The organism is Algihabitans albus (assembly GCF_003572205.1).
Lineage (GTDB): Bacteria > Pseudomonadota > Alphaproteobacteria > Kiloniellales > DSM-21159 > Algihabitans > Algihabitans albus.
This window is the reverse complement of record NZ_QXNY01000003.1, coordinates 1-17,953: the sequence shown is the minus strand read 5'-3', so window position 1 is coordinate 17,953 and position 17,953 is coordinate 1. Positions and strand designations below refer to the sequence as shown.

The following is a 17,953-nucleotide window of genomic DNA, read 5'->3' as shown; positions in this document are numbered from 1 at the left end:
CTCGCTCCGATGGATCGAAGGTTCGGCTACTCGCATTTCGGCAGAATTTGCAGGAAGTAACCGTTTTTTAGGGCGAGTTTGAAATTGTTTACGACGTTAGCCGCGCCAATGGCGCTCCCGGGACCGGTCAAACCGGTGTCCGCCCTGTATGCCAGTAGACGGAAAACGCCCCGATGGATGATCTGCTCAGCGAATTCCTAACCGAAACCAACGAAGGCCTCGGTGTTCTCGACGTCGAACTCGTTAAGCTGGAGCAAAATCCTAACGATCCAGAGCTGCTGTCCAACATCTTCCGCCTGATGCACACAATCAAGGGAACTTGCGGGTTCCTGGGGTTGCCGCGTCTGGAGTCGGTTGCGCACTCCGGCGAGAACATCTTGGGTCGTGTGCGCGACGGTGAGTTGGAAGTCACGCCCGAGGCCGTCTCGCTCATCCTGGAGTGTCTGGACCGGATCCGGGAAATTCTGGAGGTGCTGGAGGCGACGGAGGCCGAGCCGGCAGGCGACGACGGTGAATTGATCGCGCGCCTGGACGCCTGCGCCGAAGGTCGGACTGTGGCTGCCGAAGGGACTTCCGAGCCGGTCGAAGCCGCGCCAGCCGAAGAGGAGGCGGAAGTTGCCGCCGATCCGGTTGCCGACGATCTGGCGGCCACCGCTCCGGAAGCGGCCGATGCGATGACCGCGGACTTGGCTGTTCCAGAGTCGGTCGTTCCCGAGACCGAGGGCGAAACGCCTGTGGCCGAGATCGAAAGCGTCGAGGCCGAGACGGCCGATCCGCTCGTCATCGAAGCGGAAGCCGCAGAGCCCGCCATCGAAGAGATGGAAAATGTCGTTCAGCTTGCCGAGGCGGCTCCGGACGCCGCTGTTCCCGCCGAGGCGGCGGCAGCGGGCAAGCCCAAGGCTGGGAAGTCCGGCGAGAGCGAGACGCCCAAGGAATCCAGTGTCGCCAACCAGTCGATCCGCGTGAACGTGGAGTTGCTGGAAAATCTGATGACCATGGTTTCTGAGCTAGTGCTGACGCGCAACCAGCTCCTGCAGATTCTGCGCAGCCAGAAAGAGACCGAATTCGCCGCGCCGCTTCAGCGCCTCAACCACGTGGTGTCCGAACTGCAGGAAGGCGTCATGAAGACGCGCATGCAGCCGATCGGCAATGCCTGGGCGAAACTCCCGCGCATCATTCGCGATCTGGCGCATGAACTCGGCAAGAAAATCGATCTCACCATGAAGGGCGCGGATACCGAGCTGGACCGCCAGGTCTTGGATCTGATCAAGGATCCGCTGACCCACATGGTTCGCAACTCGGCCGATCACGGCCTTGAAACCCCGGCCGAACGCCGCCGTAGCGGCAAGCCCGAGACCGGCACCGTGATGCTGAACGCCTACCATGAGGGCGGTCACATCATCATCGAGATCGCCGACAACGGTAAGGGACTGAACTCGCAGGCCATCAAGCGCAAGGCCATCTCCAACGGCCTCGCATCAGAGGCCGAACTGGAAGCGCTGAGCGATCAGCAGATTATGCAGTTCATCTTCAAGCCAGGGTTCTCGACGGCGGAGAAAGTGACCGCCGTCTCGGGCCGCGGCGTCGGCATGGATGTCGTCCGCACCAACATCGAGCGGATCGGCGGTACCGTCGAGCTAACGTCGGTGCCGGGTAAGGGCACCAAGTTCACCATCAAGATCCCGTTGACCCTTGCAATTGTCTCGGCGCTGATCGTCGAGTGCGCCGGGGAACGCTTCGCCATTCCGCAGCTCTCCGTGATCGAACTCGTTCGTACCTCTTCGCGCAGCGAGAATCAGATCGAGCACATTAAGGACACACCGGTTCTGCGCCTGCGAAATCGGTTGCTGCCGCTGGTCAGTTTGCGCGAGCTGCTACGGCTCGATGCTTACGACATGCCTGAATCCGAGGCCGAGAAGGACGACCATTTCATCGTCGTTGCACAGGTGGGTACCTATACCTTCGGCATCGTCGTCGATCGCGTCTTCGATACGGAAGAGATCGTCGTCAAGCCGGTGGCGCCGATCCTGCGCGACATCCAGTTGTTCAGCGGCAACACCATCCTGGGCGATGGTTCGGTGGTGATGATTTTGGATCCCAACGGCATCGCTAGCCAAACCGGCGAGATCAACGTCACCGACTCACAGGGTGAAACCTCGGAGCAGCGCCATCTGCGCCGCGAAGACGAGGTTGCGCTGCTGGTCTTCCGCTCCGGCCACGATGCCCCCAAGGCTGTCCCGCTCGCTCTCGTCGCCAGACTCGAGGAGATCGACCTGTCACAGGTGGAGGACTCAAACGGCCAGCAGGTGGTGCAGTATCGCGGCGTTCTCATGCCTCTGGTCAGTATGGAGGATGACCGCGAGCTCGCCAGCGAGGGTCGTCAACCTGTTCTAGTCTTCTCCGACCGCGGCCGTTCCATGGGCTTGGTGGTCGACGACATCGTCGACATCGTCGAGGGTCGTCTGAACGTCGAATTGACCAGCGATCGCCAGGGCTTCGTCGGCTCCGCTGTGGTCGGCGGCAAAGCGACCGACATCATCGATGCCGGCTTCTATCTCACCCAGGCCTTCCGCGACTGGTTCGACGTCGATACGCACGAAGCCTTCGGGGAAGGAGCGGTCAATCGCGTGCTGCTAGTGGACGACAGTCCCTTTTTCCGCAACTTGCTGGCTCCCTTGTTGACCACGGCCGGCTATGACGTAACCAGTGTCGAGGGAGCCGAAGAGGCCTTGAAGCTTTGCGAGGCGGGTCGCGACTTCGACATCATTGTTTCGGACATCGAGATGCCGGGTATGAACGGCTTCGAGCTTGCCGAGCAGATTCGCGCAAACCGGTGGCGGGAGACGCCCATCGTGGCGCTGACCTCGCACGCCTCGCCGCGCGATATCGCCCGCGGTCGGTCCGTCGGCTTCACCGATTATGTGGCCAAGCTCGACCGAGACGCGCTTCTCACGAGTTTACAGGACACCCTTAGCGATCACAGGGGAGCGGCATGAGCACCACGACTGTTTCCAACGCCGGTAAGATAGAGGTCGATATCGAGGCCGCCGAGGCGGCGACCGAGTTCGTAACTTTCTCGATCGCGGGTCAGCTGTTCGGCATTCACGTCCTCAAGGTTCAGGACGTACTGGGCTCCATGAAGACAACGCCGGTACCGCTCGCACCACCGGAAATCGCCGGTTCGCTGAACTTGCGCGGCCGGATCGTCACGGCGATCGACGTTCGTCTGCGTCTCGGTTTGCCGCCGCACGATTCGAAGAAAGCCAGCATGGCGATCGTGGTCGAGCACGACCACGAGCTTTACAGCTTGTTGGTCGACCAGGTCGGCGAGGTACTGGCGCTTGCGCCGGATGGGTTCGAGCGCAATCCGCCAACCTTGGACCCGCGGTTTCGCGACTACTCCGATGGTATCTACCGGTTGGACAAGCAGTTGCTCGTCGTTCTCAGCGTCGAGCGTCTGCTCGACTACGGTCGCGTTGCGGCCTAATCGCCTCCATCTTGCTCCGGCCAGGATGCCGGGCTGTGATTTGGGATCTCCAGTTCATGAAGTGCTGTCTGGTTGTAGATGATTCGAAAGTGGTGCGGATGGTCGCCCGACGTATTCTCGAGGACCTCAACTTTGCGGTCGACGAGGCGGCGGACGGCAAACAAGCCCTCGATCGCTGCCTCACTCAGATGCCCGATGCCGTGCTGCTGGATTGGAACATGCCCGTGATGTCCGGCATCGAATTTCTGCGCGAACTGCGGGGCCTAGCCGACAAGCAGCAGCCGATCGTCGTCTTCTGCACAACGGAGAACGACCTTGCGCATATTCAAGAGGCCATTCAGGCCGGTGCCAACGAGTACATCATGAAGCCCTTCGACAGCGACATTCTCGAATCGAAGTTTCAGCAAGCCGGCGTCCTTTAGCGCCTTCCGATTTCCACCTCTGAGCTGGGCCAACAAAAATGACGAGCAGCGCAGATCCTTATCGCGTCATGGTCGTGGATGATTCCGCCGTTATCCGCGGTCTCTTGACGAGAGCGCTGGAACAGGATCCCACGATCGAAGTTGTCGCCTCGGTCTCTAACGGCCAGATGGCGCTCAATCAGCTTCCACGTCAGCCTGTCGATGTCGTGGTGCTCGACATTGAGATGCCCGTCATGGACGGCTTGACCGCTTTGCCGCAGTTGCTGAGCCTCAAGCCGGGCTTGCAGGTCATCATGGCGTCGACCTTGACGCGGAAAAACGCGGACGTCTCCTTGCGAGCGCTGCGCGCGGGGGCCGCCGACTACGTAGCTAAGCCAAGCTCGGGTGGTGAATTGCACTCGGCCGACGCCTTCAAGCGCGAACTGACCGACAAGGTCAAGGCGCTCGCCAGCGCGGCCCGCGGCGGTCGGTCGGTCGGGCAGCGCAGCGTCAAGCCGACGGCTACCGCACCCCAGAGGCCTGCCTCCGGGTCGGCTTCCGGGGCGACTCCCGTAAAACTGCGCGACCCCTCGACACAGATGCCGGAAGTTCTTGCCATCGGCAGTTCGACCGGCGGGCCGCAGGCGCTGTTCAAGCTGTTGGGCGATCTGAAGGGTGCGTTGCGGTTGCCGGTCTTGATCACTCAGCATATGCCGGCAACCTTCACGACTCTCTTGGCTGAGCATCTGGGCCGGGCCTCGGGTATGGAGTGCCATGAGGGTCGGGACGGTGAGCCATTGCAGGCCGGCACCATCTACGTCGCTCCCGGCGATTGGCACATGACTGTCGCATCCGAGGGAACGAAGCGCTTCATTCAACTGAATCAGAATCCGCCAGAGAACTTTTGCCGACCGGCCGTCGACCCGATGCTGCGCTCGCTTGCGCCGATCTACGGGCCCCGATTACAGGCGGTGATTTTGACCGGTATGGGCTCCGACGGCGCGAAGGGCTGTGAGGCCGTGGTCGCTGCCGGCGGACAGGTGGTGGCTCAAGACGAGGCCTCTTCGGTGGTATGGGGCATGCCCGGTGCCGTCGCAACTCGCGGTCTCTGCACGGCGGTACTGCCGATCGGAGAAATTTCCGGCTATTTGCGCCGGAAGGTGCTGAGGAGCGCCGCATGAACAAGTCTGATTTCGATTTCCTGGCCACGTTGCTGCGCAATCGCTCCGGCCTCGTGCTCAGTGACGAGAAAGCCTACCTGCTGGAAAGCCGGTTGGGACCGGTCGCACGCAAACACGGCCTGACGTCGGTTGAGGATGTTGCCTCCCAACTGCGCGCGCGGCCGGGGTCACCCTTGGAGCTCGACGTCGTCGAGGCGATGACGACCAACGAGTCCTTCTTCTTTCGCGACACGCGACCCTTCGATCAGTTCAAGGACATCGTCCTGCCTCAGCTTTTGGACGCGCGCAGGTCGAGTCGATCCTTGCGCATCTGGTCGGCGGCCTGTTCATCGGGGCAGGAGCCCTACACGCTGGCCATGATTTTGAAGGAGCAGGCGGCAAAGCTTGCTGGCTGGCGCGTCGAGATCGTAGCGACCGACCTTTCGACGGTTATTCTCGATAAGGCCAAGGAAGGCATCTACTCGCAGTTCGAAGTACAGCGCGGCCTGCCGATCAATCTCTTGATGAAGTATTTCACGCAGGTCGGCGATCGTTGGCAGATCACCCAGGATCTGCGCGGGATGATCGACTATCGGATGTTCAATCTGCTCGAGAGCCCCGCGTCGCTCGGTCGCTTCGATATCGTCTTCCTACGCAATGTCCTGATCTACTTCGATCAACCGACGAAGACTCAGGTTCTGGAAAGAGTCGCTAAGCAGATGCCATCTGACGGCTATCTCTATCTCGGCGGTGCCGAAACGGTTCTCGGTATCACCGACCGCTTCCAGGTCTTGCCCGGTCAGCGAGGTCTCTACGGCGTCGTCGATCCTGCTGCGAAGGTTGCTGCGGCCGGATAGCGCACTTTCCGTGGGAGGCTGGGCTGGCAGGGGGCGGTTGTCCGAGACTCTCTTTGCCGGTTCCGTCTGTCTCGCCGAAATGTCCCGGAGGCGTGAGGCCTCCATGGAACGCTACTATCTCTGCAGCTCCTCATCCTGGCCGGCTACCGCCAGAATCTGCGGAGCCGATTCGGTCGCGAAGACCGTCAACCTTGCACCGCCAAGGTCCGATCGGGCGACCTGAACGCCTGCACCCATTCGACCGGCGATTCGTGAGACGAGGGCGAGACCGATGCCGGCGCCATCCTCGTTCGCACTGCTTCGCCGCCAGAAGACGGTGAAGATGCGTTCTCTGTCCTCTTCCGCGATGCCGGGCCCATCGTCTTCAACGATCAGTGCCGTGTTCCCGATGGTGACGCGAATCCTCGGTGACGGACCGGCATGCCGGATCGCGTTTTCGATCAGGTTGCGAACAACGATTTCCAAAAGAATACGATCGACTTGCCACCCGGTTTTGCAGGCGGGAGCCTTCAGCTCGATATCCCCGCCTGAGGCCACGATCTGGGCCGACAGATCGGTCGCGACGGTCCGACAGATTTCGGCGGCATCGGCGGTATCTTCCAGCTTGCCTTGCCAGGTCTCAATGCGTGCCAACTGCAGGAGTTGCCCGATCAGCCGCGCCATGCCGTCGACCTTGTCGAGTGCATGCTCGCGCTGCGGGCTCGCCGGAATGGCCTCGATCCTGGCGCGCAGGACCGAAAGCGGCGTGCGCAACTCGTGGGCTGCGGAGGCGGTGAAGGCCTGCTCCGCGCGATAGCCGCGCTCCAGCCGGTCGAGTGCGTCGTTGACCCGGCGGGCTAACGGCTCGATTTCACGTGGAAGGCCCTCCAGCGGCAAGCGGCGGTCGATATCGTTGGGGGCGATCGCAGCGGCTTGTTCGGAAGCGATTTCGACCGCACGCATCGACCGCTCCACGGTGAAGCGTACGACCACCAGGGTGATGCAGAGGATCAGTGCGAAGATCCACCACATTTCGACAAAGGTCGCCTGGAAGAAGGACCGGATGATCGGTACGAGATCGGAGGCCGGTCTCGCTATCTGAAGGATCACGGGCCCGCTGGCAAGGCCGAGCGCGGCGCCGTCCATCGCAACCGCGACAGCCAAAAGTTCGTCGCCGGTCCGAAGGTCGCGCCCCAGTTCGATACTGTACTCGTCGTATCGGAGAGGGTCGGCGGGGATGGTGTCTATCGCCCAACGATCCGGCGAAACCAGGATCTCACCGTTGAGGCGACGGACGGTGATCCCGGAAATCGGCAGGGTCTCGCCTGACGGACTCCCGGTGAGACCGAAGCGTTCCGGGGCCTCGGCAATGCGTTGGGCAAGCCCGAGCAGGCTGGCGCGCTCGATCAGCATCCCTTCGAAATTGAAGTCCACGAGCATGACCGAGACAAAGATCGCAAAGCTGACCGTCACCACGGCGGTCAGCCGAAGATAGAGCTGTCGTGCGAGGGAGTGGGAGCGGCGCATGCACTCAGTTCTCCAGATCGGCGACCAGCATGTAGCCCAAGCCGCGCAGGGACTTTATCCTCGGCATGCCTGGCTGGACCGCAAGTTTTCGGCGCAAGCGATGGACGTGAAGTTCGATCGCTCCTTCGCTCCACTCCTCCTCGAAGCCATAGATCGCATTGGCAATCGTCTCCTTGGAACAGGTTCGCCCCTGGTTCCGCGCGAGGCATTCCAGGGCCAGGAACTCGGAACGAGAGAGCGACAGCGTAGCCGAGCCGGTGCGTGCAACCCGCGCTTCGAGATCTATCAGCATACTGCCGGCTTCGATCTCGCGAACGATCGGCAGCTTCGATCTCCGCATCAGGGCGCGAAGGCGAGCCGCCAGTTCCTCGCTGTGAAACGGCTTGGTCAGATAGTCGTCGGCACCGGCATCAAGGCCGGCGATCCGTTCAGCGATCCCGTCGAGTGCGGTCAAGATGAGGACGGGAGTGGAGAGGCCACTGCGTCTGGCCGACCTCAGAACGTCCAATCCGGACCCGTCTGGGAGCATGAGATCGAGGACGACGGCCGAATAGTCGGCCAACTGCCAGGCTTCTTCCGCTTCCTCCGCGGTGCCGAAGAGGTCGACGGTCAGGCCCGTATTGCGCAGACCCCGGGAAACGGCGGCGCCGAGTTCCGCATTGTCTTCTATCACTAAAACACGCATTCAGCGAAGTCTCCTCAGGCTTACGTCGGTCTTGCGCACCAAGTCTTAACGCTGAAAGCCTGCAGTAAGTTTTCAATCCTATCCCTCCGTCTATTCCTGCCCCAGGACGGAGGAAAACGGGTGCTTATTCCAACAGGTCTTCTACGTCATGCTTCGCCTGCGGATCTGCTGTTTGGACAGCGCGAAGTCCCGAGTGCGGCCAAGACTGTCGCCAGGATCGCGGTGGCAACGCTTTTGATATCGGGCTTGTGTCTCGTTCTGTCGTCTCCTGCCAAAGCCGGCGACTGGGACGTGACGGTCGGTGCTGGAGCGACCTACGGTCCCGAGTATCCGGGTGCCGATGAGTACAGCATTTCACCTCTGCCCTATGTCGACGTCACCTGGCGTGACCGGCTGTTCTTGCGCAGCGAGCAGGGCCTGGGCGGCTACGTCATCAACTGGGCGGAGCGGGAAGACAGCCTGATCGAGGGGCTCTCGGTAGGGCTGTCGGTGCGCCCGTCGGAGAGTCGGGACGAGGATGACGACAACCGGCTGGATGGCCTCGGCGACATCGACCTGTCGGCTGAAGTGGGCCTATTCGCGACGCTGGAGGTCGGCTTCCTGGAGTTTGGCGCGGAACTCTATCAGGATGTCGGCAATGGCCATGAAGGCTTAAGAGGTGAAGTCAGCACTGGGGTCGGTCACCAACTCACCGAGCGTCTCTCGGTCGGGGCAGAGACCTTCCTGCAATTCGGCGACGGACAGTATCTCGAGAGCTTCTTCGGCGTGACGGGACGACAGGCCGCCCGCAGCCGCTTCGGGCGCTACGATGCGGGGGCGGGCCTCTATGGTGCCGGTGTCTCGTTATCGAGCCGCTACCAACTCACCGAAAGCTGGAGCCTGCTCGGCTTCGTCGAGTACAGCCGCCTTGTCGGCGACGCCGCAGACAGCCCGATCGTCGAGAACGAAGGGGCCGTCGAAGTCGGCGGCTTCATCGCTTACCGATTTTAGCGGTCTTGGAACCAACGAGTCCGCTTGGCCGGACGCCTGTATCCGGCCGGGCGATGCACTACCGCCATCCTTTACTGGAAAAGCGACGAGACCCTTGAGGCCTAGCGGCTAAGCGTTGGCGACTTGCTTCTCGGGCTCTTCCTGACCAGGCACTTCCTGGGGATCGCGCAGAACGTAGCCGCGGCCCCAGACAGTCTCGATGTAGTTCACGCCTTGCGTGGCGGAGGCCAGCTTCTTGCGTAGCTTACATACGAAGACGTCGATGATCTTGAGCTCCGGTTCGTCGATACCGCCGTAGAGATGGTTCAGGAACATCTCCTTGGTGAGCGTCGTGCCCTTGCGCAGAGACAGCAGCTCCAGGATGCCGTACTCCTTGCCGGTCAAGTGGATGGGCTGGCTATCGACCTCGACCGTGCGGGTGTCGAGATTCACCGCCAAGCGGCCGGTGCGGATAATCGATTCCGAGTGCCCTTTCGAGCGGCGAACGATCGCTTGAATACGAGCGACCAACTCGCGCTTGTCGAAAGGCTTGGTCAGATAATCGTCGGCACCGAAGCCCAGCCCCTTGATTTTCTCGTCAAGCGCTGTGAGGCCGGAGAGGATCAAGATCGGCGTGTTGACGCGCGCGGAGCGCAGCCGTCTCAGTACCTCGTAGCCGTCAATATCCGGCAGCATCACATCCAAGACGATGATGTCGTAGTCATAGAGTTTGCCGATTTCCAGCCCATCTTCGCCCATGTCGGTCACATCGCACACGTAACCTTCGGAACGGAGCATCATCTCGATACTTTGGGCGGTGGCGGTATCGTCCTCGACGAGCAGAACACGCATGGTCGACCTCGACCCCCTCTTGAAAGGCGCAATTTCCCGATGGCCAGATAACCCTGGCTATAACGTTAACCATTTTTCGCTAATGTCGTTAATAAACCTTTACCGGCTCGGAAGAGAGCGCACCTCGGCTTTACTTATCTTTAAGTTGAATGGGGGCATGCTTGCAGCCGAAAGCGGAGGGTATTTTCTTTTGTAAAACAGTGAATTAATCGCCAGTTCCTGGATTGCATCGGTACGCGCTGGGACGAAGGGACAAAAATGCCACTTTCAGCCGCCGAAACGATTTTTGATGAAATTTCACGTCTCTCCGATCATCGGCTCTATGGCCGAGTGGCCGGTGTCCTGGGCATGACCGTCGAAGTGGCCGGCCTCGAGCGGGTGCTGTCGATCGGATCCCGTTGCGAAATTCTGGCGCGCGGTGAGCGGCGCTTGCCTTGCGAGGTGGTCGGTTTCCGGGATGGCCGGGCCTTGTTGCTGCCTTTCGGCAAGCTCGACGGCGTCGGCCTAGGCTGCAGGGCCGAGCTGGCCGAGGCGGAACCGGTCGTGCATCCGGCCGCGGGATGGCTGGGTCGCGTGGTCAATGCACTGGGTGAGCCGATCGATGGCAAGGGCCCTTTGCCGCAGGGACAGCAGGCCTATGCGTTGCGCGCCGACCCTCCGCCGGCACATGGACGCGCGCGCGTCGGCGGCAAGATCGACCTGGGCGTGCGGGCGCTTAACAGCTTCCTGACCTGCTGCCGCGGTCAGCGAATGGGGATCTTCGCCGGGTCTGGCGTGGGTAAGTCTGTGCTGCTCTCAATGCTAGCCCGTTACACCGCGACCGATGTCAACGTGATCGGCCTGATCGGAGAGCGCGGGCGCGAAGTGCAGGAGTGGCTGGAGGACGACCTGGGCCCCGAAGGTCTGGCCCGCTCGATCGTCGTGGTCGCGACCTCCGACGAGCCGCCGCTGATGCGCCGGCAGGCTGCGCACCTGACTCTCAGTTTGGCCGAGGCGTTCCGCGATCAGGGCCGGGAGGTGCTGTGCCTCATCGATTCCGTGACCCGTTTCGCAATGGCAATGCGGGAAATCGGGTTGTCAGCCGGCGAACCTCCCGCGAGCAAGGGCTACACGCCCTCCGTCTTTGCCGAACTGCCGCGCTTGCTGGAGCGGGCGGGTCCTGGCCAGGCCGGGCAGGGCGCCATCACCGGGCTGTTCACTGTGTTGGTGGAAGGTGACGACCACAACGAACCCGTGGCCGATTCCGTCCGTGGCATCCTCGATGGTCACATCGTGCTGGAACGCCAGATCGCCGAACGCGGCCGCTATCCCGCCGTCAACATCCTGCGCAGCGTTTCGCGCACCATGCCGGCCTGCAACTCGCCGGAGGAAAACGATCTGATCGAGCGCGCTCGCCGCCTGCTCTCAACTTATGAAAACATGGGCGAGTTGATCCGCATCGGCGCCTATCGACAGGGCAGCGACGCAGCGGTGGACGAGGCAATCCAGCACTATCCGGCGATCGAGGCCGTCCTGAAGCAGGATAAATGCGAGCGTGCCGATCTGGCGGGCGGTTATGCCGCACTCGCCAACGCATTGGGCCTCGACTGGCCCCCTGAGGTAGCTTCCGCTCCGCCGGATGAAGATGAAACTGCTACGGGTCAACCGGAGGCGCAGGAGGGCGCGTCGGCATGACGGGAGCTATCGAGAATCTGGTTCGATTGCATCGCTGGACTCTCGACGAGAAGCGGCGTTTGCTGTCCGATCTGGAGCGACTAGCTCAGCGTCTCAGCAACGATATCACCCTGCTGGACGAAGAGATCGCCTCCGAGCAGGAAGTGGCGTCCCGTTCGCTCGAAGGCGCAGTGGCCTATCCGGCCTTTGTCGCTGTCGCCAAGCGACGACGCGACAAGCTTGTCGAGAGCCTCCGCGCGGTCGAGGCGGAAGGCGAAGAGGCCCGGATGGCCGTGCAAACGGCGTTTCAGGAACTCAAGAAGTACGAGTTGGCCCAGGCCGGCGCTCTCAAGCGCGCCAAGGACAAAGCGGCGCGGGCCGAGCAACTGGTCGAAGATGAGCTGGGTCTCGAACTCCATCGTCGCAGAGGTCAGAGATAAGACGGATCCGCGTCCGCGCCGGCTTTACACCGGACTCAGAAACTCAGGTGGCCGACCAGGCCGTTGTCACCGATCTGAATATCGAAATTCACCGAGCTGTCGTCGTCGCCGCGGGTAATTCGGTCGCTGAGGCGCTCCGCCGGGTCGACGAAGCGCGGCTCGCGAAAGGGGACGCCGCTTTCGTCGAAGCGCAACAGCCAGTCGTCGAAGACGATGCGATCCCAGCGTTCGGAGGGATGAAGCCAGGCATTGTAGTGAACGACCCCATCGCGGCAGGCGATCAGGATCCAATAGAAGTTGCGCGAATGCAGGCGCAGGCCTTTCGGGGTCGGCCCGTAGGCGCCGGACTGCTGGAGGGCCGTCTCGAAGCCTTGTACTTCGGGCGGCGAGAGCAGCAACTCGTTGGTTTTCCAGGCCCAGGGCTCCAGCGGGTTGTTGAGCGTAAAGTTGGTCAGGCTCGCCGGTGTCTGGACTCTCGCACTGTAGGTCGCGCCGCCGTGACCGTCGCCGACCAGCTCGTAGCCACGAAGCTGCTGCTCGTACTGACCGTTATACACCAGGCGCCAATGTGGAACGCTGCCCGGCACGCAGGCGCGGCGGATGTCGTCTCCGTTCAAGTAGCTAAACCAACTGATTTTCTGCACGCCTGGCTGGTCGATTCCGCCGGAGTAGGTGCAGGCAGTCATCACCAGTAGGGCGAGGCCGGCTGCTAGGCTTGCGCGAATTGGAAACCGGCCGCTCACGATCGCCATGGCATCAAGACTCCGCTAACAGTTTTTCGCTATTTAATAGAATGAACCAGTAAAGCCGAACGATTTCGATCTGCGATCAGGGTATCGGAATGGCTAGACAAACCGGATGAAGTTGTCTAGATTCAAGCTTCTGGGGTGCGTCGTTGTTATTGCGATTGAAGGGGATGTTTCCGTGCCGACCGCGTTAGCGCTCTTCGCTGTCACAGCTCGTGCCGGCGCTTCCCGCTCGAGTTTGCTGCTCGGGCTGTTGATGGCGTCCGTCTTCTTGGCCACGCCCGCCTCGGCCAATCCCAGATATGCGTCTATTATGGTCGATGTCGAGAGTGGCACCGTTGTGCATGCGCGTCATGCCGATGCGCCCCGGTTCCCGGCCTCCCTGACCAAGATCATGACGCTCTACATGGCCTTCGAGGCTTTGGAGCGTGGTGAGGTTTCTCTCGACGACAAACTGGTCGTCTCGCCGCGTGCAGCCGCGCAGCCGCCGTCGAAACTCGGTCTTCGGTCCGGTTCGACCATCCGGCTGGAAGACGCGATCCTGGCGTTGGTGACCAAGTCGGCCAACGACGTCGCCGTCGTCGTGGCCGAGGGCCTGGCCGGGACGGAATGGCAGTTCGCCCGTGAAATGACCGAGCGAGCCCGCCAACTGGGAATGAGCAGCACGACTTTTCAGAATGCTTCCGGTCTGCCCAATTCGGACCAGATCACCACAGCGCGTGACATGGCGACCCTCTCGATCCGGATCATGGCCGATTTTCCGGAGCGTTACGCCTACTTCCAGACAACGCGTTTCTCATACAAAGGCCAGACCTACCGGAATCACAATAAGCTGCTGACCCGCTACGAAGGCGCGGACGGAATCAAAACCGGCTACATTCGTGCCTCCGGCTTCAATCTTGCGGCCTCCGTCGTACGGAACGGTCGCCGGGTGGTGGCAGTCGTCTTCGGTGGACGCACCGGCCGGTCGCGCGACGACCATATGGTTGCGCTTCTGAACCGCGGTTTCACCCAGGTTGCGGCTTTGGGCGTCCCGACGCCCGGTCGACTGCCGCCGCGCAATCCGATGCGCCCCGGCATCTCCCTCGCACTTGCGACCGGCGAAGGCACGCAGGAACAGCCTGTGACCGAAAGCGAAGGTTTCAGTCTGGTATCGCGCGCCGAAGCCAGGGGCGTCGTCGGTTGGACCGTGCAAGTCGGTGCCTTCGGCCACTACGAATTGGCTCGGGGTGCCGCTGCTGCAGCCGTCCGTCGCATGCCGGAGCTTTTGAAAGGCGCGCAGGTTTTGGTTCAGCCGACCGAACATGGCAGCGATACGCTGTTCCGGGCTCGGCTGACCGGGTTGAACACTCACACCACGGCGTTGGAAGCTTGCCGCCGTCTAGAGCGTCAGCACTCCACCCCCTGCCTTGTGGTCCGAGACGGCGTCTGACGCTTCGCCGAACGCGAAGCTTCGTTTGGCCGCGGACGGTACGCTTGCCGGTCTTTAGTCTCGCTCTGTCTCCGACCCGGGGCCGTCACGCCGATCTTACTCGCAGCAGGTCTAGTCGGGTTTGTAGGCGAGTCGCAGGGCGCCCCAATGCTTGCCGCGTACCTTGATGGGCGCGGAGAGATCCTTCATGAGGACGAACTGCCCGGCCCCCATGTCCCGGCGGTAGGTTTGGAGCAAAAAGGTCTTGGTGTTCCGCCCAGCCGCCAGACCGACCCGGTCATCGAAGATACGGCGGTTACGGCAGTTCGCATTGTTCCAGACCGGATCGCTGCCCTGCGGCTTGGCGAACTTAGCGTTGTGGGTCGGCAAATAGCCGCGGGTATCGATTGCGGCGCAGAAGACAACGCGCGGATCCCAAGTCAGAACCGGCTCTTGGATCGCTGGCAGGGTTCGATCTGTGAAGGCTGTGAAACGGGCTAGGAGCTGTTGCGGATCGCTTCCGGGAATCGGCTCGTAGTCATGGTCGAAGAGATCGGCTTCGCTCACCTCGCCAGTTTTCAGCCCCGCTTCGAAGGCAGCGGCGATTTCGCCCACCGTACCGAGGATTTTCTGGATGAAGGGGCGATCGAGCGTGTTCTGCTCGCTCTGCGCGGAAAGGTCGACCAGTTGTTCGCTGGCGGCCGAGAGATGATTCATCCGCTCGCGCGCATCGCCCAGGCTGTCGCGGGCATGGCTGACTTCGCCGGACATTGACGTAAGCGTTCCGAGGAAGTCACCGGAGCGCGCTTCGATCTCGCTTGCCGCCTCTGCGATACCGGCCGTTTCATGACGCATGCTTTCGACAGCGGAAGCGACGGTGTCGACTACGCGGCCGATCGTGGTGGTCCCTTCGCGCACGTTTTGAGCGCGCGCGGTACTTTCGGCGCCGTGAGAAATCAGCTGCTCGGCCTGCTGTGTGAGGCCTTTCAGGGTTCGGTCGATCTGTGCCGTCGCCTCGCTGGTCTGCGCGGCGAGCACCTTGACCTCACCGGCGACCACGGCAAAGCCCTTACCTGCTGCGCCGGCGCGAGCGGCTTCGATGGTGGCGTTCAAGGCCAGAAGGTTGGTCTGCCGTGCGATGGCATCGATGTCGGCGGCCACCTTTCCGACTTCGCCCAGCGCGTCCTGCAATCCATTCAGCTGTTGCTCGATTTCAGTCACCGCCTCAACCAGAGCATGAATGTCGCCAAGCGAACCTTCGATCGTATCACGTGAGGAAACGACCTCTGAGCTTGCGGTTTTCGCAGTTTCGCTTGCTGTCTGCGCCGCTTCGGCGATCTTGGCGTTTTGGCTGCCAATCGTTTCGGCGTTCTGCAAAAGTGAACCGAAGGCCTCTGCCTGAGTGCTGAAGGTCTGTGTGGCAGCCTCGATACCGCCGGCCACGTCGACCAACTCGAGGGAGAGGCTTCCGGCCGCTTCTGCAATGCGATCTATCAGATCGTTACCTGCACCCTGGACAGAGGAAGCGTTCCGAGAGGTTTCGGAAGCAGACATGAAAGGTCTCGTTTCGGCAGAATTAGATAAGTACTCAGTCTGCTGTATTAGGATTAAAGTGCCGTAAACTCGCGCCTCCGATGGTCATTTGGCTGCTTCGGCCCGGGGGATGCCAATATGAATTTGCTTTCTTGGCGCCTTTTTAGCCAGCGATCGCAGCGTCCGGCGTCCTTGCCAGGAGAGGTCGCCGCTGGCGAGATCCTTGGCACCGAACTCTGCCATCCACTGCTTGGCGACGAGCAGGAGGTGACGCTTTCGGCGCCGTTGCCAAAGGCCGAGATCCCACGGCTTCCGGCTGGCGTGACGGCGAGGGTCGACCGGCAGAAAAAGCCAGGCATCCGTCTTTCGATTTTCGCTTTCACTTACGGATCGCAAGGCCGGCTGATAGCGCGCGCCCTCGAAATGGGCGGCGCGGGCTAGACCGATCAAATCGAGCCCGTCAGCCAGATAGCCTCTGACCCGTGACGAAGGATGGGGACTCAGGACGGGATAGTCTCCGTCGCACGCCGCCACCCTCCGAAAACCGCGCAGCTCGGCCGGCCTAAGTGTCAGATCGCAGGCGAGGTGCGGCAGGACGATGCGGCGAACGTCGGGGTCAAGCAGGGTGCCATAGAAGAAAACACGCATCCCGATATCCTGGCGCAATCCGAAGGCCAGTTAAATCGCCTACGTGCGGTGGGACACCAGGTGGTTCGGCGTTCGGGTGCCGACCTTCGGGAGGCGGCGGCTCGCCGACCCCGTTCTAGAACTCGGGAGGTTCCAGGCCGGACTGGCGGAGCTGTTCGCCGAGCAGCAGCTTGAGACGCTGAAGACCGGTGTCGCTGGGCGCTTCGCAGCGCGCGACCAGCACATCCTGGGTATTGGAGGCTCGCAGAAGCCACCAGCCGTCGCCGTCACGGACACGAACGCCGTCCACGTCGATAACCTCCGCGCCGCTCTTCTTCACACGCTCGGCGACCTCCTCGACGATGTCGAATTTGCGCGCTTCATCGACGGGGAAGCGGATTTCCGGCGTATTTGTGAGCTGCGGGAGGGAGTCGCGGAAGGCGGCGAGGTTGTCGCCATAGGTTTCCAGCGCGTTGAGGAGGCGGACAGCACCGTAAAGTGCGTCGTCGTAGCCGTAGAAGTGGTCGGCGAAGAAGAGATGGGCGCTCATTTCGCCGGCGAAGGGAGAGCCGGTCTCCTTCATTTTGGCCTTGATCAGGGAGTGTCCGGTCTTCCACATCAGCGGTTGGCCGCCGAGTTCGGCGATGCCGTCGAACAACATCTGACTGGCTTTGACGTCGGCGATAATGGTGGCTCCGGGGTGAGCCTTCAGAACGTCGCGAGCCAAGAGCAGCATCAGTTGGTCGCCCCAGAGGATGCGGCCCTGACCGTCGACCGCGCCGATCCGGTCTCCGTCGCCGTCGAAGGCGAAGCCGAGATCGCAGCCTTCGCGCTGCACGGTTTCGATGAGCTGTTCCAGGTTCTTCGCGACCGTCGGATCGGGGTGGTGGGCCGGGAAGGTGCCGTCGATTTCGGCGTTCAGCAGGATATGCTCGCCCGGCAGGCGCTTGGTCAGAGCGCGCATGGCGTCACCAGCCGCCCCGTTGCCGCCGTCCCAGGCGATCTTCAGATTGTGCGCGCCTTTGAAATCGCGCAGCAGCCGGTCGACGTAAGCCGTCATCAAATCGCTGCGCTCTTCGCTGCCCTGGCCTTCGACGAAGCGACCCTCCGCAGCTCTCTGCCCGAGCTCTTGAATCTGCGATCCGAAGACACTGCCGGAGGCCAGCATCATCTTGAAGCCGTTGTAATCCGGTGGATTGTGCGATCCGGTTACCATGATGCCACCGTCCGCCGGCAGCTCGCAGACCGCGTAGTAGAGCAGGGGCGTCGGACCCAGTCCGACCCGCAGCACCTGCATGCCGGTGGAGACCAGTCCTTCGACCAGGGCTGCCTCCAGTTCCGGCGAAGACAGCCGCCCGTCATAGCCGACGGCAACGCGGCTGCCGCCGTCTTCGGCAATCTGCGAGCCGAAGGCGCGACCCAGCGCCACCGCATCGTCGGTCGAGAGGGTCTGCCCGAAGATGCCACGGATGTCGTATTCACGCAAAAGGGTCGGATCGAAGCTGTGGGCCGTCATGCTGCGCTGACTCCGCTTGCGGTCTTCGTTTTGGTTTGAGCAGGTTGTCCCCGTCCGATACCGGAGTATTGGAATCCGGCTTTTTGGACGCGTTCGGGGTCGTAGACGTT

16 protein-coding genes are annotated in these 17,953 nt (G+C 61.9%); 9 read left to right on the top strand and 7 right to left on the bottom strand.

All coding sequences use genetic code 11. The features are described from left to right. Positions 1 to 173: 173 nt before the first annotated feature. Genes DBZ32_RS06855 through DBZ32_RS06835 form a run of 5 tightly spaced genes read left to right on the top strand, consistent with a single transcriptional unit; the run spans position 174 to position 5,905 of the window. Positions 174 to 2,996, top strand: coding sequence for a hybrid sensor histidine kinase/response regulator (locus DBZ32_RS06855; RefSeq protein ID WP_119166412.1), 2,823 nt, complete (start codon positions 174 to 176; stop codon positions 2,994 to 2,996). Then, positions 2,993 to 3,487, top strand: coding sequence for a chemotaxis protein CheW (locus DBZ32_RS06850; protein WP_119166411.1), 495 nt, complete (start codon positions 2,993 to 2,995; stop codon positions 3,485 to 3,487). The genes DBZ32_RS06855 and DBZ32_RS06850 overlap by 4 nt, the downstream gene beginning before the upstream one ends. A gap of 56 nt (positions 3,488 to 3,543) precedes the next feature. Beyond that, positions 3,544 to 3,909 carry a response regulator gene (locus tag DBZ32_RS06845; RefSeq protein WP_119166978.1) on the top strand — a complete coding sequence of 122 codons (366 nt, stop codon included), beginning with the start codon at positions 3,544 to 3,546 and terminating at the stop codon, positions 3,907 to 3,909. Between the two features lie 38 nt (positions 3,910 to 3,947). Further along, positions 3,948 to 5,069: a protein-glutamate methylesterase/protein-glutamine glutaminase gene (locus DBZ32_RS06840; RefSeq protein ID WP_235830090.1), complete on the top strand. Its 1,122-nt coding sequence runs from the start codon at positions 3,948 to 3,950 to the stop codon at positions 5,067 to 5,069. Then, positions 5,066 to 5,905 (top strand): CheR family methyltransferase, encoded by an 840-nt coding sequence (locus DBZ32_RS06835; protein ID WP_119166409.1) that lies wholly within the window; start codon positions 5,066 to 5,068, stop codon positions 5,903 to 5,905. Before DBZ32_RS06840 ends, DBZ32_RS06835 begins: the two co-directional genes overlap by 4 nt. Positions 5,906 to 6,019: 114 nt before the next feature. Here DBZ32_RS06835 and DBZ32_RS06830 read toward each other — a convergent pair whose 3' ends face one another. Together DBZ32_RS06830 and DBZ32_RS06825 are read right to left on the bottom strand one after the other, a co-directional pair. Beyond that, positions 6,020 to 7,411 (bottom strand): sensor histidine kinase, encoded by a 1,392-nt coding sequence (locus DBZ32_RS06830; protein ID WP_119166408.1) that lies wholly within the window; start codon positions 7,409 to 7,411, stop codon positions 6,020 to 6,022. A 4-nt stretch (positions 7,412 to 7,415) separates the two neighbouring features. Continuing rightward, entirely contained in the window at positions 7,416 to 8,096 is a 681-nt protein-coding gene (locus tag DBZ32_RS06825) for a response regulator transcription factor (RefSeq protein WP_119166407.1), read from the bottom strand. 120 nt (positions 8,097 to 8,216) lie between these two features. On the opposite strand from DBZ32_RS06825, the gene DBZ32_RS06820 reads away from it, so the two are divergent. After that, positions 8,217 to 9,086, top strand: coding sequence for a MipA/OmpV family protein (locus tag DBZ32_RS06820; RefSeq protein WP_162906612.1), 870 nt, complete (start codon positions 8,217 to 8,219; stop codon positions 9,084 to 9,086). A gap of 108 nt (positions 9,087 to 9,194) precedes the next feature. Here the strand turns inward: DBZ32_RS06820 and ctrA are convergent, their stop codons facing one another. Beyond that, complete coding sequence (gene ctrA, locus DBZ32_RS06815) at positions 9,195 to 9,917, bottom strand: response regulator transcription factor CtrA (protein WP_119166405.1); 723 nt, start codon at positions 9,915 to 9,917, stop codon at positions 9,195 to 9,197. Between the two features lie 258 nt (positions 9,918 to 10,175). Between ctrA and fliI the strand changes: the two genes are divergently transcribed. Continuing rightward, complete coding sequence (gene fliI, locus DBZ32_RS06810) at positions 10,176 to 11,591, top strand: flagellar protein export ATPase FliI (protein ID WP_119166404.1); 1,416 nt, start codon at positions 10,176 to 10,178, stop codon at positions 11,589 to 11,591. Next, positions 11,588 to 12,010, top strand: coding sequence for a flagellar FliJ family protein (locus tag DBZ32_RS06805; protein ID WP_119166403.1), 423 nt, complete (start codon positions 11,588 to 11,590; stop codon positions 12,008 to 12,010). The genes fliI and DBZ32_RS06805 overlap by 4 nt, the downstream gene beginning before the upstream one ends. 35 nt (positions 12,011 to 12,045) lie before the next feature. Here the strand turns inward: DBZ32_RS06805 and DBZ32_RS06800 are convergent, their stop codons facing one another. Next, on the bottom strand, positions 12,046 to 12,762 hold the full coding sequence (locus DBZ32_RS06800) for a hypothetical protein (RefSeq protein WP_119166402.1): 717 nt from the start codon (positions 12,760 to 12,762) through the stop codon (positions 12,046 to 12,048). Positions 12,763 to 12,934: 172 nt separating this feature from the next. Between DBZ32_RS06800 and DBZ32_RS06795 the strand changes: the two genes are divergently transcribed. Then, a complete protein-coding gene (locus DBZ32_RS06795; protein WP_208539135.1) occupies positions 12,935 to 14,188 on the top strand; it encodes a D-alanyl-D-alanine carboxypeptidase family protein in 1,254 nt (417 codons plus the stop codon). Positions 14,189 to 14,299: 111 nt separating this feature from the next. Here DBZ32_RS06795 and DBZ32_RS06790 read toward each other — a convergent pair whose 3' ends face one another. The 3 genes from DBZ32_RS06790 to pgmG all read right to left on the bottom strand — a co-directional run bounded on the left by DBZ32_RS06790 (position 14,300) and on the right by pgmG (position 17,843). Next, positions 14,300 to 15,721 carry a methyl-accepting chemotaxis protein gene (locus DBZ32_RS06790; protein ID WP_119166400.1) on the bottom strand — a complete coding sequence of 474 codons (1,422 nt, stop codon included), beginning with the start codon at positions 15,719 to 15,721 and terminating at the stop codon, positions 14,300 to 14,302. Positions 15,722 to 15,805: 84 nt separating this feature from the next. Continuing rightward, complete coding sequence (locus tag DBZ32_RS06785; protein ID WP_119166399.1) at positions 15,806 to 16,348, bottom strand: gamma-glutamylcyclotransferase family protein; 543 nt, start codon at positions 16,346 to 16,348, stop codon at positions 15,806 to 15,808. Positions 16,349 to 16,463: 115 nt separating this feature from the next. After that, a complete protein-coding gene (gene pgmG / locus DBZ32_RS06780; protein WP_119166398.1) occupies positions 16,464 to 17,843 on the bottom strand; it encodes a phosphoglucomutase/phosphomannomutase PgmG in 1,380 nt (459 codons plus the stop codon). Positions 17,844 to 17,953: the final 110 nt, after the last annotated feature.